This is a genomic window from Sphingopyxis sp., from assembly GCF_035998905.1.
GTDB lineage: Bacteria > Pseudomonadota > Alphaproteobacteria > Sphingomonadales > Sphingomonadaceae > Sphingopyxis.
In genome coordinates this window covers 56,157-71,743 of sequence record NZ_DASYHG010000021.1, presented here as the reverse complement: position 1 = coordinate 71,743, position 15,587 = coordinate 56,157, and the positions used below count along the sequence as shown (strand labels likewise).

Annotated in this window: 12 protein-coding genes; 6 read left to right on the top strand and 6 right to left on the bottom strand. The window is 65.0% G+C overall.

The window, feature by feature from the left end; translation table 11 throughout:
• Positions 1-4 precede the first annotated feature (4 nt).
• Positions 5-1,168 carry a CoA transferase gene (locus VGN62_RS11610; RefSeq protein WP_327453942.1) on the bottom strand — a complete coding sequence of 388 codons (1,164 nt, stop codon included), beginning with the start codon at positions 1,166-1,168 and terminating at the stop codon, positions 5-7.
• 118 nt (positions 1,169-1,286) lie between these two features.
• Here VGN62_RS11610 and VGN62_RS11605 point away from each other — a divergent pair, with 118 nt between their 5' ends.
• Positions 1,287-2,186 (top strand): hydroxymethylglutaryl-CoA lyase, encoded by a 900-nt coding sequence (locus VGN62_RS11605; RefSeq protein WP_327453940.1) that lies wholly within the window; start codon positions 1,287-1,289, stop codon positions 2,184-2,186.
• Here VGN62_RS11605 and VGN62_RS11600 read toward each other — a convergent pair.
• Positions 2,183-3,094, bottom strand: coding sequence for an EamA family transporter (locus VGN62_RS11600; RefSeq protein ID WP_327453938.1), 912 nt, complete (start codon positions 3,092-3,094; stop codon positions 2,183-2,185). The genes VGN62_RS11605 and VGN62_RS11600 overlap by 4 nt on opposite strands.
• 222 nt (positions 3,095-3,316) lie before the next feature.
• Here VGN62_RS11600 and VGN62_RS11595 point away from each other — a divergent pair, with 222 nt between their 5' ends.
• Positions 3,317-4,339 carry an acyl-CoA dehydrogenase gene (locus VGN62_RS11595; protein WP_327453936.1) on the top strand — a complete coding sequence of 341 codons (1,023 nt, stop codon included), beginning with the start codon at positions 3,317-3,319 and terminating at the stop codon, positions 4,337-4,339.
• On the opposite strand, the gene VGN62_RS11590 is transcribed toward VGN62_RS11595, so the two are convergent.
• Positions 4,336-5,460: an acyl-CoA dehydrogenase family protein gene (locus tag VGN62_RS11590; protein ID WP_327453934.1), complete on the bottom strand. Its 1,125-nt coding sequence runs from the start codon at positions 5,458-5,460 to the stop codon at positions 4,336-4,338. The two genes, VGN62_RS11595 and VGN62_RS11590, sit on opposite strands and share 4 nt — an antisense overlap.
• Positions 5,461-5,515: 55 nt before the next feature.
• Positions 5,516-6,265 (bottom strand): helix-turn-helix transcriptional regulator, encoded by a 750-nt coding sequence (locus VGN62_RS11585; protein ID WP_327453932.1) that lies wholly within the window; start codon positions 6,263-6,265, stop codon positions 5,516-5,518.
• Positions 6,266-6,413: 148 nt separating this feature from the next.
• Between VGN62_RS11585 and VGN62_RS11580 the strand changes: the two genes are divergently transcribed.
• Together VGN62_RS11580 and VGN62_RS11575 are read left to right on the top strand one after the other, a co-directional pair.
• Complete coding sequence (locus VGN62_RS11580) at positions 6,414-8,876, top strand: TonB-dependent receptor (protein WP_327453930.1); 2,463 nt, start codon at positions 6,414-6,416, stop codon at positions 8,874-8,876.
• Between the two features lie 14 nt (positions 8,877-8,890).
• Positions 8,891-9,790: an oxygenase MpaB family protein gene (locus tag VGN62_RS11575; RefSeq protein WP_327453928.1), complete on the top strand. Its 900-nt coding sequence runs from the start codon at positions 8,891-8,893 to the stop codon at positions 9,788-9,790.
• Here VGN62_RS11575 and VGN62_RS11570 read toward each other — a convergent pair.
• Both VGN62_RS11570 and VGN62_RS11565 read right to left on the bottom strand, forming a co-directional pair.
• Entirely contained in the window at positions 9,787-11,478 is a 1,692-nt protein-coding gene (locus VGN62_RS11570; protein WP_327453926.1) for a D-aminoacylase, read from the bottom strand. The two genes, VGN62_RS11575 and VGN62_RS11570, sit on opposite strands and share 4 nt — an antisense overlap.
• Positions 11,471-12,097, bottom strand: coding sequence for an XRE family transcriptional regulator (locus VGN62_RS11565; protein ID WP_327453924.1), 627 nt, complete (start codon positions 12,095-12,097; stop codon positions 11,471-11,473). Before VGN62_RS11565 ends, VGN62_RS11570 begins: the two co-directional genes overlap by 8 nt.
• Before the next feature lie 142 nt (positions 12,098-12,239).
• Here VGN62_RS11565 and VGN62_RS11560 point away from each other — a divergent pair, with 142 nt between their 5' ends.
• Both VGN62_RS11560 and VGN62_RS11555 read left to right on the top strand, forming a co-directional pair.
• The gene (locus tag VGN62_RS11560) at positions 12,240-14,219 is read left to right on the top strand and encodes a serine hydrolase domain-containing protein (protein WP_327453921.1); all 1,980 of its coding nucleotides are present in this window, start codon (positions 12,240-12,242) and stop codon (positions 14,217-14,219) included.
• A 223-nt stretch (positions 14,220-14,442) separates the two neighbouring features.
• Positions 14,443-15,585: a dipeptidase gene (locus VGN62_RS11555; protein WP_327453919.1), complete on the top strand. Its 1,143-nt coding sequence runs from the start codon at positions 14,443-14,445 to the stop codon at positions 15,583-15,585.
• Positions 15,586-15,587: the final 2 nt, after the last annotated feature.

Below are 15,587 nucleotides of genomic sequence, written 5' to 3'. Positions count from 1 at the left end.
CGGCTCACGCCTCCCGCCCGAGCCAGCGTTCCAGCACGTCGGCGGTGTCCTGTCCGACCGCGAGCGGGGCGGGGCGGCGCACGCTGCCCGGCGTTGCCGACAGTTTGGGGAACACGCCCTGCATCCTGATTTCGCCCAATTCCTCGTCGGGAACGGCGATCAGCGCCTCGCGTGCGGCGAAATGCGGGTCGGCGAGCATGTCCTCGGCGTCATAAACGCGCCCAGCAGGAACGCCGGCCTCGACCATCTTCGCTTCGAGCTCTTCGATCGTCATGGTGGCGGTCCATTCGCCGATCAGCGCGTCGAGTTCCTCCTGCCGCACGCCGCGTGCGCGGTGCGTCGCATAGCGATCGTCGCTGGCGAGTTCGGGGCGCCCCATCGCGGCGGCGAGGCGCGCGAAGACACCGTCCTGATTGGCGCCGATCAGATATTCGCCGTCCTTGCACGGATAGACGTTCGAAGGCGCGATCGCAGGCAGCGTCGAACCCGTGCGGCGGCGCTTGGTGCCACTCGCCGAATAGTCGGACACTGTCGATTCCATCACCTGCAACACCGCCTCATACAGCGCGGAGTCGACGATCTGGCCTTCGCCGGTCTTGCTGCGATGATGGAGCGCGGCAAGCGCGCCCATGCAGCCGTAGGTGGCGGCGAGCGTGTCGCCGATCGACACCCCCATGCGTGCGGGCGGCAGGTCGGGATAACCGACGATGCCGCGCCAGCCCCCCATCGCTTCGCCGATGCCGCCGAACCCCGCGCGCGCCGAATAGGGGCCCGTCTGGCCATAGCCCGACACGCGCACGACGATGAGGCCCGGATTGCTCTTGCGCAGCTCTGCCGGGTCGAGGTTCCATTTCTCGAGCGTCCCGGGGCGGAAATTCTCGATAAGGATATCGGCCTTCGCGATCAGCTCGCGCGCAAGCGCCTGGCCTTCCTCCGAGCGCAGATCGACTGCGACCGAATATTTGTTGCGTGCAATGACGCGCCACCAGCTCGGCTTGTCGCCCTGGCCCCAGTTGCGCATCTGGTCGCCGGTCACCGGGGGCTCGAGCTTGACGATTTCGGCGCCCATGTCGCCGAGAAGCTGTCCGCAGAAGGGACCCGCGATCAACTGCCCCATTTCGACGACCTTGATGCCTTCCAGCGCGCCCCCGCTGCTCGTCTCGCTCATATCATTCCTTTCGCGGCCGACTCTGATAGAATGGCCTGCCTCGCCCATGGTCATGTTATACTTAGAATGCTATGTAATTTTCAACCTGCTAAATGACTCAGGATAATCAGGACGCAAGATGTTGAAAAATCATGGTGTGGAAATCGTCGAGGTCGGTCCGCGCGACGGGCTCCAGAATGAATCTGCGATCGTCTCGACCGCCGACAAGCTCGGGCTGATCCACCGTGCGATCGATTATGGTGTCCGGCGTATCGAGGTGACGAGCTTCGTCAATCCCAAGAAGGTGCCGCAACTCGCCGATGCCGAGGAACTGGTGGCGATGCTGCCCGAGCGCGAGGATGTGACCTATATCGGGCTGGTGCTCAATCGCCGCGGCGCGGAGCGCGCGCTGGGGACCGGGCGCATCGACGAACTCGGCGCGGTGTGTGTGACGAGCGATACGTTCGGGGTTCGCAACCAGGGGCAAAGCTCCGACGAATCGCTCGCCGCGGCGATGGAGATTGTTGCGCTGGCGAAGGAAGCGGGGCGCGGCGGGCAGATCACCATCGCCACCGCCTTCGGGTGCCCGTTCGAGGGCAGGGTGCCGATCGAGCGCGTCGTCGAGATGGCTAAGCGCGCGGCCGGCGTAAACCCGCGTGAAATCGCGCTCGCCGATACGATCGGGGTGGGCGTGCCGGGGCAGGTGTCGGAGATGGTCGGGCGCGTGCGCGAGGCGGTCGGCGACCTGCCGGTGCGCGTCCATTTCCACAACACGCGCGGCACCGGCATCGCCAATGTGTGGGCGGCGGTGAAGGCAGGCGCGGCGACGGTCGATGCCTCGCTTGGCGGGCTCGGCGGCTGTCCCTTTGCGCCGGGCGCGGCGGGCAATGTCGCGACCGAGGATGTAATCTACCTGCTCGAAAACAGCGGCGTTCAAACCGGCGTGACATTGTCGCAGGTGGTCGACGCTGCGGGATGGCTGACGGGCGTGATGGGGCGACCCTTGCCCGCAATGGTCAGCAAGGCGCCGGCTTTCTAGAAGGTCGCGAGCAGCGCCATCACAACCCCGCCGACGACGAGCAGCAGTCCGGCAATCTCCTGCCAGCGCACCGGCTCGCGCAGGTAGAAATGCGCGAAACCGATCGTGAAGGCGACCTCGACCTGTCCGACGATCCGCACCAGCGCCGCGGGTGCGGCCGCGAAGCCGATATACCAGCACGCCGATCCGAGCGCCGACAGCAGCCCGACCTGGCTCGACGTCCGCCATTGCCGGAAGACGGCGCGCAGCGTGTCGCGGTCGCGTAGCGCGACCCAGAGCATGTGAAGTCCCGTCTGGATCGCCATCACGACGACGAGGGTCACGAGCGCCGAGCCGATCAGGTCGACGCCTTCGAGTTCGGCGGTCGCGAGCTTCACCGCGATCGCGGCGAGCGCGAACATCGATCCCGCGCCGAGCCCGCACAGCGCTGCGGGCTGGCCGAGCGCGCGCAAAAGCTCGCGTGCCGAGACTCCGCGTCCCGCGAGGGCAAGCACCAGCACGCCCGCGACGCCCGCGACGATCCCGATCCATGCGAGCAAGGGCAATCGCTCGCCGAGGAACAGCGCGGTGACGAGCGCGGCCTGCACCGCTTCGGTCTTGGAAAAGGCGGTGCCGACGACGAAACCGCGATGCCCGAATGCCATGATGAGCAGGATCGTCCCCGCCATTTGCGTGATCGCGCCGGCGATCGCGAAGCCGGCGAAAGCTCCGCCGAACACCGGAATCGCGTCGTGCCGGATTGTCAGCCAGGCTGCGGCGAAAACCAACGCGAAGGGCAGGCCGTAGAGGTAGCGCACCAGCCCTGCGCCGCTGACGCTCAGTTCGGCGCGAAGCCGCTGCTGGAGTGCCGTGCGCCAAGCCTGGAACAGGCCGCCGAACAGCGATGCGGGAAGCCAGATCGGGTTCATCCCGTCCGCCCCGCCTGCGCCCTGTTCTCGACTCGCTCCATCCTGTGCATGCCGCCCCATGCAATAGTTTTATTACTAAGTATATGGCTCCGAGCCGGCGCGCCCGCCAACCTGCTACACCAATCAGCTAGACCCGCGGCGCGGCGCGTTGCAGGACAGGCGCGGGAGAGAAAATGACGCACGATATTGCAAAAGCGCGCCGCGCTGCGCTGGCGATCTGAGATGGCCGAACTCGACTTGCCGCTTCGGGACGAGCAGCAACTGCTGCGCGACAGCGTCCAGCGATTCCTCATCGACAATGCGCGTCCAGGCTGGCGCGATCTGGCGGACTCGCTTGGCCTTGCGGGGATTGCGTTGCCCGAGGACGTCGGGGGCTTCGGTGGCGGGGCTATCGATATCGCCCTGGTGATGGCGGATCTCGGTCCCGCACTCGCGGGCGCAGACTGGCTTTCGCATGCCGCAGCGACGATGCTGCTGGCGCGAACGGCGCCCGGCCATCCGGCGTTGGCCGATCTGGCGGCGGGTCGCCAGCGCATCGCGATCATCTGCACCGCCTCGACTGCGGCGATGCCCGTCGTCGAAGGCGGTTTGATACGCGGTAGCGCGGCGCTGGTCGCGGGAGCGGCGGAGGCCGATCTGTTGCTGCTCGCGAGCGACGACGCCCTGCTGCTCGTCGCCGCCGACGGCGCCAAAGTCGAACAGCGCCATCGTATCATGCACGATGGCACGGTGTCGGCCGATCTCGCTTTTACCTTGAAACCCGGCGATACGACGATGCTCGCGAGCAGGGCCGACGCGCGCATATGGGCCGATTATGCCAACGACCTGATCCTCACGGGGCGCTGCGCCGAGGCGGTTGGCCTGATGCAGCAGATGATCGCCGACAGCGTCGATTATCTTGGCCAGCGCAAGCAGTTCGGCACCGCGATCGGCCGGTTCCAGTCGCTACGCCACCGCGCTGCCGACATGCAGCTTGCGCTGATGAAGGCTGCCGCGCTCACCGAGGCCGCGATCCTCGCAGTCGATCAGGACCGCGCCGACCGCGCGCAAGCCGTCAGCGCCGCCTGTATCGAAGTCGGCGATGCGGTACGCGTCGTCGGCGAAAGCGCGGTGCAGATTCACGGCGCGATGGGACTGACCGAAGAACTCAGCCTTGGCGGGCATTTCAAGCGCGCGCTCGCGATCGCCGCGGCCTTTGGCCCGCGCGCCGGCCATCTCGCGCGCTTTTCCGAGGTGGCTGGTTAGCCCAGCATCGTTCGCGCAATCAGGTCGCGCTGGATCTCGTTCGAGCCGGCATAGATGGTCGCGGCACGGTCGTTCAGATAGCGCGGTACCGCGACTGCCAGTTCAGCCGGTGTCTGTCCGTCGGCGTCGGCCCATGCGGCGTGACCTGCGATTTCGCACGCCAGCGTATCGATCCGTTGCGCGGTCTCGGTTCCCAATATCTTGAGCGCCGAGGCATAGAGTGCCGCGCTGCCGCCAACGCCGCGCATCGCTTTCATCTCGAGCGCCTGCAGCGCCTGCAACGTCACCGCCTCACGGTCGAGCCGTGCGCGCAGCACCGGATCGACATCGCCGCGGGCGCGCAGCCCTTCGAGCCGCCCGATCAGCCCCGGCGCGTATTTGCCGCCGCGCTCGAAGGTCAGCAGGTGCTTCGCGACCGACCAGCCTTCATTCTCGCCGCCGAGCCGGTTTGCCTGCGGGACGCGGACATCGTCGAAGAACACCTGGTTGAATTCATGGTCGCCGGCGAGCGTTCGGATCGGCTCGACGGTAATGCCCGGCAAGCCCATGTCGAGCAGCAGGAAACTGATCCCCGCTTGCGGCTTGCCTTCGTTCGAGGTGCGGACGAGCGCGAACATGCGGTTCGCGAAATGTGCGTGGGTGGTCCAGATCTTCGACCCGTTGAGGATATAGTCGTTGCCGTCCTGCGTCGCGCGTAGCTGCAGCGCGGCAAGGTCGGACCCCGCGCCGGGTTCCGAAAAGCCCTGGCACCAATAATCTTCGCCCGACAAAATCCGCGGCAGATAATGCGCGCGCTGTTCGGGGCTGCCATAGTGCATGATCACCGGCGCGACCATCTTCAGCCCCATCGGCGCGAGGTTCGGTGCACCGGCGCGCGCGCATTCGGCGGCGAAGATATAACGCTCGATCTCGCTCCAGCCGGGGCCGCCGAACTCGGCGGGCCAGTCGGGCGCGGCCCATCCTTTGGCATGGAGGATGCGCTGCCACGGCAGGGAGACGTCGGGGTCGATAAAGACGCTGGTCGCGCGCGCGGCGCCGCGGCAGATGTCGTCGGGCAAATTCGCGCTGAGGAAGGCGCGAACCTCTTCGCGAAAAGCCATGAGTGCGGGATCGTTCAGCATGTCCATGCCCCGGACTTGTAGGTCGCGGCAGGGCCGGGCCAAGCTGGCACCTGCATCAGGCCGCGCGCGCTCCGACGAAGCCGAGTCCCGCTGCGATCTGTATCGACTGCGCGCGTCCGGTCGCGCCGAGCTTCGTCGAGGCGTTGCGCAAATGGAAGCGCACGGTCGACACCGACAGCGACAAGATGATCCCGATCTCGCCGTCGGTCTTGCCGGCCGCAGCCCAGCGCAGGCATTGCACTTCGCGGCGGGTCAGCGTCTGCGGCACCGTGGCATTGCGCGGACGCCCGCGCGCTTCATTGTGCGTCGCGATCAGCTTGACCGCGAGGTTGTGGAGGTGGCCGGCGTGCTCGGCATAGATCGCCTCGACGCCGACCGGCTCGCGCGAACACCAGAAGACCGCACCGACCAGACCGCGCGGCAGGTGCACCGGCGCGATGATCGCCTCGCCGAAATTGGGGGTGTTCCGCGCCTGCGAGCAATCGACCTCGTCGAGCAGGTGGGTTGGGCGCCAGGTACCGAGCCGCCCGTCGCTATAATAGAAGGGCTCGGCAACGAGCCGTGCCGCGGTCAAGAAGGCAAGTTGCAGCGCGAGCTTGCGATCGCGCCAATAGGCATAGCTGGGATCGACCCAATGAAAGCTGGTTTCGGCGTAGGGGCGTCCCTCGTCGTCGCTCATCGGTTCGGGGTCGCCAAGGTCGGCTTGCGCGGCGACGTAGGGCAGGCCGATCGTGTCGCCAGCGGCCTGTACCGCCGCGATCAGCGCGGGCATTTCAGCCCAGCATTCGGCCCTCTGATCGGTCACGCGTTCGTCCCTCCGCTATCCTGACACAGGTGTCAGCTTGTTCGCCCGGCCGCGATCCTCTGTTCTGTCACGGTTCGGCTTCGCACGACGCTCGCACAAAGACGAGCCCGGCGACAAGCTGTTTGAGGGAGGATGAGTGATGAAGGCAATGCGTATTTTCTTGGGCGCGGGTTCGGCGGTGGGTCTCGTTCTGGCGACTCCGGCCTTCGCGGTCGAGGAAGCGGCGGCCGAAACGGTTGCGGCGGAAGGCGACATCATCGTCACCGCACAGCGCCGCGCCGAATCGATGAACGACGTCGGCATGGCGATCCAGGCGGTCGATGGTGCGACGCTCGAAAGCCTGCGCGTCACCGACATGCGCGACCTGACGACGGTGGCGCCGAGCTTCACCGTCTCGCAAAGCTATCAGGGCGTGCCGACCTATACGCTGCGCGGTATCGGCTTCAACACGATCAATCTGTCGGCCACCTCCACCGTCGGCACCTATGTCGACGAAGTCGCCTATGCCTATCCGATCATGAACACGGGGCCGGTGTACGACCTCGAACGCGTCGAAGTGCTCAAGGGGCCGCAGGGCACGCTCTATGGCCGCAACACCACCGCGGGCCTGATCAACTTCATCACGGCAAAGCCGACCGACACGTTCGAAGGCGGCGTCAAGGCGGAACTCGGGAACTACCAGACCTATAATTTCGAGGGTCATATTTCGGGTCCGCTCGGCGAGGGCGTCGCGGCGCGCATCGCGGTGCGCAGCGAAAACAGCGACAAGGGCTGGCAGATCAGCAACGCGCGCCCCGACGAACGCCTCGGCAAGGTCGACAAGCTGGGCATCCGCGGCTCGCTGGCGATCGATCCCGGCCCGGGGACCAGCATCGACCTGTCGGTGACCTGGTGGCAGAACAAGTCGGACACCGTTGCCGGCCAGGGCATCGGCTTCACGCCCGCGACCAACCCGGTGTCGGGCACCAGCAATTCGCGCCTGTTCAACGCTCCGGGGCTTGCGACCTATCTGGCGAACCATTTTCCGACCAAGGCGAGCCAGGCCGATTGGGCGCCCGAAGCCGGGCGCTCGGCCAATATCGGACGCGGCGAGGGCCTGCCGGGCGACCTTGCGGAAAACAACCGTTTTTGGGGCCTGAAGGCGCGCATCGACCAGGAAATCGGCGACACCGCGAAGTTCGTCAGCCTGACCAGTTACAATGACTTCCAGCGCAAGGCATTGTCCGACTGGAGCGGCGCGCCGTTCGAAGTCCTGCTGCAAAAGGCCGATGGCCGGATCAAGAGCTTTGCCCAGGAAATCCATTTCGAGGGCGAGGCCGGCCGGGTCAACTGGCTGGTCGGGGGCTATTATGGTCACGACAAGATCGTCGACAGCAACCGCACTTTGCTCGGCGAAAATGCGAATGCGCGTTTCATCCGCGCGGTGCCCTTCATCATCGTGCCCGGCGTCAACCTGCTCAACACGCCGTTCAATTCGGGCGGCTACACCGCCGCCGACATGGCGACCGCCTTCCGCACCTATGAAGACATCGGCACGATGAACACGAAGACGTGGAGCGTCTTCGGCAACGCCGATGCCGAACTGACCGACCAGCTCAAGCTGACGGTCGGGCTGCGCTACACCGAAGACAAGCAGGACTATGTCGGCTGTTCGCGCGACTACAAGGGCAGCATGTTGCCGAACGTCAACGTCGTGAACCGTTTCCTCTTCTCGGCCGGCGGAACGCTGCCGATCCCGGCACCGATTTCCGAAGGCCAGTGCAACACCTTCAACGACGTCACCAACAGCTTCGGCCCGGTGATTTCGACGCTCGACGAGAACAATCTTGCCTGGCGGGTCGCGCTCGACTGGTCGCCGAACGACGATACGCTCGTCTATGCGTCGGTGTCGCGCGGTTACAAGTCGGGGACCTCGCCGGTCAACGCGGCGAGCAAGGCGCGCCAGAATGCACCGGTGACGCAGGAAAAGCTGACCGCCTACGAACTGGGCGTGAAGGCAACGCTGGCGGACCGGCTGCTCCAGGCCAATTTCGCGGCCTTTTATTACGACTATAAGGACAAGCAGATCAGCACCTATTTTGCCGATCCGATCTACACGGCGCTGTCGCGTCTCGACAATGTGCCCAAGTCGAAGGCCTATGGCCTCGAAGGCGAGCTGACCCTGCGACCGGTGGAGGGCGTGACCATCGCGGCCAACGGCCTGTGGCTGAAGACGAAGGTGATCGACTATCTCGGCACCAATGCGGCCGGCCAGCCGGAGAATTTCGACGGTGCCGAGTTCATTTACAGCCCGCGTTTCCAGGGCAGCATCGTCGCGGCCTATGACGCGCCGATCACCGATACGCTGGCGCTCAACGGCGCGGTCAGCCTGCGTTACCAGGGCAAGGCGAATACGATTTTCGAGGACGATCCGCTCTATGAGGTTGCTTCCTATGCCGTCGTAAACGCGAGCCTCGGTCTCAAGGACGAAAGCGGCTGGTCGCTGTCGCTGTGGTCGAAGAACCTGTTCAACAAATATCATTGGTCGGCGGTTGCCAGTAACGCCAACGTCGTGGTCCGGTTCGCCAACCAGCCGCGAACCTTTGGCCTGACGCTGGGTTATGACTTTTAAAGGAGCAGGGTCGCGTGGCGCGTTTGCCGATGCAGGATGAATATCTGGGGACGGCGATCGACTTCGCCGCCCCCATCGGCGAACCCGCGCTGCTCGCGCCCGACAGCGTACAGTGGCGCATCTACAAGAACCCGATCGCGCTCGGCATCGGCGGCATCGCCGCGGTGCTGCTCGAATTTGCCGAGCCGCGCATCCGGTCGGGGGTGTGGGACGATTCGACCTACAAGGCCGACCCGATCGGGCGTTCGCGCCGCACCGGGCTGGTTGCGATGCTCGCCTGCTATGGACCGGCGAGTAGCGCAAAAGCCGTGATCGGGCAGGTCAACCGGATGCACGGCAAGGTGAAGGGCGAAACCCCCGACGGCACGAAATATCGGGCGCTCGATCCGCTGCTGCTCGATTGGGTCGCGGCGACCGCTTCCTATGGCTTCCTCATGGCCTATGACCGCTTCGTCCGTCCGCTCAGCGACGCCGACAAGGACCGCTTCATGGCCGACGGCGATGCGATCGGGCGCGAGTTCGGGGCGCGGCATACGCCGCCGACGGTGGACGCTTTCATGGCGATGATGGACGAGCTCGAACCGCGCTTCGAGCCGCACCCGATCATCTTCGAATTCCTCGATATTATCCAGTCGGGCAAGGCGGCTCCCGGTGTGCCGCGCTTCCTCCACCGCGCGATCGCGCGCGCTTCGGTGTCGCTGCTTCCGCCGTATATTCGCCGCAAGCTGGACCTCGGCCCGCGTTACGACCTGACACGGCTCGACCGCACCGCGCTACGCATCGCCGGTCGGCTTGCCGACCGCCATGTCGACCGCGCCGCGCCGCACTGTCAGGCGAGCGTCCGGCTCGGCTTGCCGCACGATTTCCTGTTCAAATCACCTGCCGAGCAGCGGCGGTTGCTCGCCGCCGCCTAGGAACAGCGGTTCCAGCCCGCACCGCGTACCGCGCGCCCCGGCGTCGCGCCGCTATGCTCGCCGTTCCGCAGCACGCCGACGCCGTTGACGAAGACGTCGCGCATCCCGACCGAATATTGGTGCGGCTTTTCGAAGGTCGACCGGTCGCCGATCGTCGCCGGATCGAACACCACGACATCGGCATAATAGCCGGGCCGTAGCGCGCCGCGTTCCTTGATGCCGAGGTTGGTCGCGGGCAGGGTGGTGAGGCGGTACACCGCCTGTTCGAGCGGGATCAGCTTCTCGTCGCGGACATAGCGGCCGAGCAGCCGCGCGAAATTGCCATAGGTGCGCGGGTGTGCGCCCGATTTCAGGAAGACGCCCTCGGTCGCTTGCGACGCGGCGTCCGACCCGAAGCTCATCCATGGAAGCTGGACCTGCCTGCGCACATTGTCTTCCGACATCAGGAAATAGACGGTGCCGACGCGCGACCCGTCCTCGACGACGAGGTCCATCGCGGTTTCTTCGGGCGACTTGCCGCGCATCGCCGCAACCTCGGCAAGCGTCTTGCCGGTCAGCGGCTTGAGCGCGTCATTCTTGAACCCCGAAAGGATCATCTTGTCGGCGCCCGCGCCGAAATAGAGATTTTCCCAATCGCTGCCCGGCTGCTTCATCTCGGCGGCGACGCGCGCGCGGATCGCGGGGTCCTTCAACCGCTTGATCCATTCTTCGAGCCCGCCCGCCTGCACCCATGTCGGCATCGCGGCATCGAGCCCGGTGGCGCCGGCGGTATAGGTGTACATGTCGGTCGTGATCTTCAGCCCCTCGGCGCGGGCCGCTTCGATCTTCTTCACGATCGTGTCGAGCTTGCCCCAGTTGCTGCGCCCCGCCATCTTCAAGTGATAGATTTCTGCGGGTGCCCCCGAACGGCGCGAGATGTCGATCAACTCGTCGACGGCTTCCTCGATCCGGTCGCCTTCGGAGCGCATGTGGCTGATATACATGCCGCCGCATTTCGCGGCCTCGCTGGTCAGCGCGACCAGCTCGTCGGTCTCGGCATAGGAACCCGGCGCGTAGATGATCGAGCTGCCGACCCCCATCGCGCCCTCGTTCATCGCCTGACGGACAAGCGCGCGCATCCGGGCGAGCTGTTCGGGCGTCGGGTCGACATCGCCTTCGCCCAGTTCGTGGACGCGCACCGTCGCCGCGCCGACGAAGCTTGCGACATTGGTCGAAACCCCGCGCTTTTCGAGCCAGCCGAGATAGTCGCCGAGGGTGGTCCATTCGATCGGATATTTGACGTCGCCCTGACGTTCGGTCTCAAGCCGTTTCATCGCGGCGTTCATCGGCCCCATCGACCAGCCTTCGCCCATCACCTCCAGCGTCACGCCCTGGCGGATGTCGCTCTGGCTCCGGGGATCGGCGATCAGCGACTCGGTCGCCCAGCTCAACATGTTGATGAAGCCCGGCGCGACCGCCATGCCCTTCGCCGCGACTTCGGTCTTCGCGCTGCCCTCGACCTTGCCAACCGCGACGATGCGATCGCCCTTGATCGCGACATCGCCGACGACCGGCGCCTTGCCCGACCCGTCGTAGATCGTGCCGCCGCGAATGATGAGGTCGTAGGCGGCGTCTGCCGCCTGTGCCGACACCGAGACGAGAAGGGCGCTGCCGAGAAGCAGCGCGCGGGCGGCGGGGCGGCTAACCATGAAGATTCCTTATCAGTTCATCCATCAGTCCGTCGTCGGCGCTCGAACAGACGCCGAGCACCAGCGCTTCCTCATGTCCCTCGGCGACGACATAGGCGTGGCCCATCGACGAATCGAGATAGATGCCCTGACCGGTCTTGAGCGCGACCGGGTCGTAGAATTCGGTATGAATCTCGACCTCGCCTTCGAGGACGAAGATGAATTCCTCGCCCTGATGGCGGACAAGCTCGCCGAACTCGCGCGCGCTGTGCGCCCGGATCCGTGTGATGATCGGGATCATCCGCTTTTGCCGGAGGTCGGTGCACAGATAGTGATAATCATAATTGTCGGTCGTGACGCGCACCGCCTGGTCGACCGTGCCGATGCTGCGGCGGCCGGTCACGCGCGGCGTCTGATCCTCGTCATCCTCGGCGAACAGGTCCGACATGCGGATGTTCAATCGCTGGCTGAGCTGCTGCAACTTGTCGTAACTGAGCGTGAGCCGGTCATGCTCGACCTTCGACAGCGTCGACACCGGGATCCCCGATTTCGCGCTCATTTCCTTGAGCGTCCAGCCGTTTCGCGACCGGATGCTCTTCATCACCGTGCCCAGCGTGGGCGGTGTCGAGCGGTCCGCCATCAGTTTTTCCAATCCATGTTTGACAATTTTCCAATCAGGATCATTATGTCCCTATCGGGCTAACAGAGGTTGGTCCCTTGGTAAGGGGTCGCGCGGCTTGCTGCAAGGTGTGACAGGCCTCGCAAAAGAAAAGGGGAAAGCGATGCGTTTCATCCGAAAGGCGATGATCGGCCTCGCGGCATTCGCCGCGTTGCCGCTGGCGGCGCAGGGGCCTTTGCCCGCGCCGGCGGCAAAGAAAACCGAAGCGGCGGCGGTGCCGGTCGCCAAGACAGCAACAGCGCCGGTCGCGCTCGATGCGAAAGACCTCGAGGCCTGGCTCGACGGCTACCTGCCCTATGCGCTCGAACGCGCGCGCATTCCGGGCGCGGTCGTCGTCGTCGTTCGCGGCGACCAGGTCGTGCTCCAGAAAGGCTATGGCTTTTCCGACGTCGCGAAGCGCGCGCCTGTCCTGCCCGAGACCACGCTTTTCCGGCCGGGATCGGTGTCGAAGCTCCTGACGTGGACCGCGGTGATGCAGCAGGTCGAAGCGGGCAAGATCGACCTCGACAAGGACGTCAACGCCTATCTCGATTTCAAGATTCCGCCCTATCAGGGCAAGCCGGTGACGATGCGTAACATCATGACGCATACCGCCGGTTTCCAGGAATCGGTCCGCTACCTGATCAGCAGCGATCCCAAGTCGGTGATGGCGCTGAAGAAGCAGATGCCGCTGGCGCTGCCCGACCGCGTCTTTGCGCCGGGGACGACACCGGCATACTCGAACTACGCCACCGCGCTCGCGGGCTATATCGTCGAGCGCGTCAGCGGAGAGGATTTCGACGACTATATCGACAATCACATCTTCAAGCCGCTCGGCATGGCGCATTCGTCGTTCCGCCAGCCGCTTCCCGCCAATCTCGCGCCGCATATGTCGAAGGGCTATCCCGACGTCACGCAAAAGCCCAAGCCGTTCGAGATGGTGATCCCCGCGCCGGCGGGCAGCCTGTCGGCGAGCGGCGCCGACATGGGCAAGTTCATGATCGCGCACCTCAATGACGGCGCCGGCCTCCTGAAGCCCGAGACCGCGAAGCAGATGCACGATTTCAAGGCGCCCGGCGTCGGCCCGCTCAACAGCATGGCGCTCGGCTTCTACGAACAATGGGTCAATGGTCACCGTGCGATCGCGCATGGTGGCGACACCGTATGGTTTCATAGCTATTTGTGGCTGTTCCCCGACGCCGATATCGGCGTCTACATCTCGATGAACAGCGCCGGGAAACAGGGTGACGCGGGCGCGATCCGCAGCGCGCTGTTCCATAAGTTCGCCGACCGCTACCTGCCCGGCACCGAAAAGCCCGGTCAGGTCGATGCCAAGACCGCAAAAGAACATGCGCAGATGATGGTCGGCAATTACATCAGCAGCCGCGGGTCGTTCACCAACTTCATGAGCCTGTTCGGGCTGCTCGGCCAGACGACGATCTCGCTGACCGAGGACGGCAAGATCACGCTCCCGGCGCTCGATGGGCTGGGCGCGGGCGCACGCGACTGGGTCGAGGTCGAACCCTTCGTATGGCGCGACACCGGCACCGGCGAACGCGTTGCCGCGGAGGTCAAGGACGGCCGCGTCGTGCGGTGGAGCGTCGATGGAGGCTCGCCCTTCATGGTGTTCGAGCCCGCTCCGGCGAGCGTCAATGCCGCCTGGCTCAACCCGGCGCTGATCTTCGCATTCGGCATCATCCTGCTCGCCGCGCTGGCGTGGCCGGTGCGGGCCCTGGTGCGCCGCAGCTTCAAGGCCGACTTCGCGCTCGAGGGTAAGGCGCGCCGTGCGTACCGCCTGTCGCGGGTCTTCGCGTGGCTCGCGATCGGCGCGCTTGCCGGCTGGTTCGGGCTGATCGCCGCCTTCTCGGCCGATATTGGCGCGATCGGCGGTCCGCTCGACTGGCTGATCCACCTGCTGCGCATCCTGACGCCGCTCGCCGCTTTCGGCCTGCTTGCGACGGCGGGCTGGCACCTGTGGCTCAGCGTCAAGGACAAGCGCCGCTGGACGATGAAACTCGGTGCGGTGCTGCTGATCCTTGCCGCGCTCGTGCTCGTCTGGGTGACGCTTGCCTTCCATCTCTATGGTTTCGGGATGGTCTATTGATGCGGGCGTAAAGCGCGCGCGAACTGACGCTCGACCTTCGGGTCGAGCGTTTTTCGTGTCATCGGGGCCCGCGCCTTTTGCTGCACAGCTTTACCGAAACTGCGTCGCCATTCGGAAGCCAGTCACCCCAACGCTGAGCGTGACAAATTTATGTCCTAAATGGGTTGACAATTTTCTGATTAGGACAATAGTCGACGATGAAACTATAAACAGGGAGGTTGGGATGACGGGGTCGTTCCAGATGACGCGCCGCGCGGCACTCGCGGGCGTGGTGGGTGTCGCTATGTCGGCGCCGATGATCAACAAGGGCGCCTTTGCCTTCGCCGCGGCGCCGGGGAAGAGCTACTCGCGCCGCGCCGTCGACCTTGTTGCGTCGTCGCTCGTCATCGACATGCTCGCACCGCTCAAGATCACCCTCGATGAAAATTATGTCGCGCACCGGCTGACCGACGCCGAAGCCGCCGAGTTCAAGGCGAGCGGCATTACCGGATTTCACAATGCCTATGGCCTCGGCGGTCCTGGCGCCAAGGCGCAGGCACTCGAATTCCTTGCCGGGTGGCAGGGCTTCGCGGGGCGCAACAGCCACGTCTTCACACTCGTCGATACGGTTCAGGATCTCGACCGCGCCAAGGCGGACAAGAAATGCGCCGTCATCATGGGCATCCAGAATGCCGAGCATTTCGAGAAGATCGAGGATGTCGCGCTGTTCCGCCGCCTTGGCCTTCGCTGTGCGCAGCTTACCTATAATACGCAGAACCTGATCGGGTCGGGCAGCACCGAACGCGTCGACGGCGGGGTCAGCGACTATGGCGCCGCGATCATCGCCGAGATGGAAAAGCAGAAGATGCTGGTCGACGTCTCGCACTGCGGCGACAAGACGACATTGGATGCGATCGCCATCGCGAAAGGGCCGATCGCGATCACGCACAGCAACGCCCGCACGCTCGTCGATCATCCGCGCGTCAAGACCGACGCGGCGATCCAGGCGCTCGCTGCGAAGGGCGGGGTGATGGGTATTACCGGGGTGCGCATGTTCGTGCGCACGACCGACCCGACGAATGTCGGGCATATGGCCGACCATATCGACCATGTCGCCAAGCTCGTCGGGATCGACCATGTCGGTATCGGGTCGGACGCCGACCTCCACGGCTATGACGACATGAAGCCCGACGAATATGCGCTGCTCAAGGGTAGCTACAAGGGCAGCTACGCCTTTCGCGACAAGATCGACATCGACGGGTTCGATCATCCGCTCAAGACCTTCGACCTCACCGAGGAACTGATCCGCCGTAACTATTCGAACGAAAACATCCGGGCCGTGCTCGGTGGCAATTTCCGCCGCCTGCTCGCCCAAGTCTGGGGGTAAGA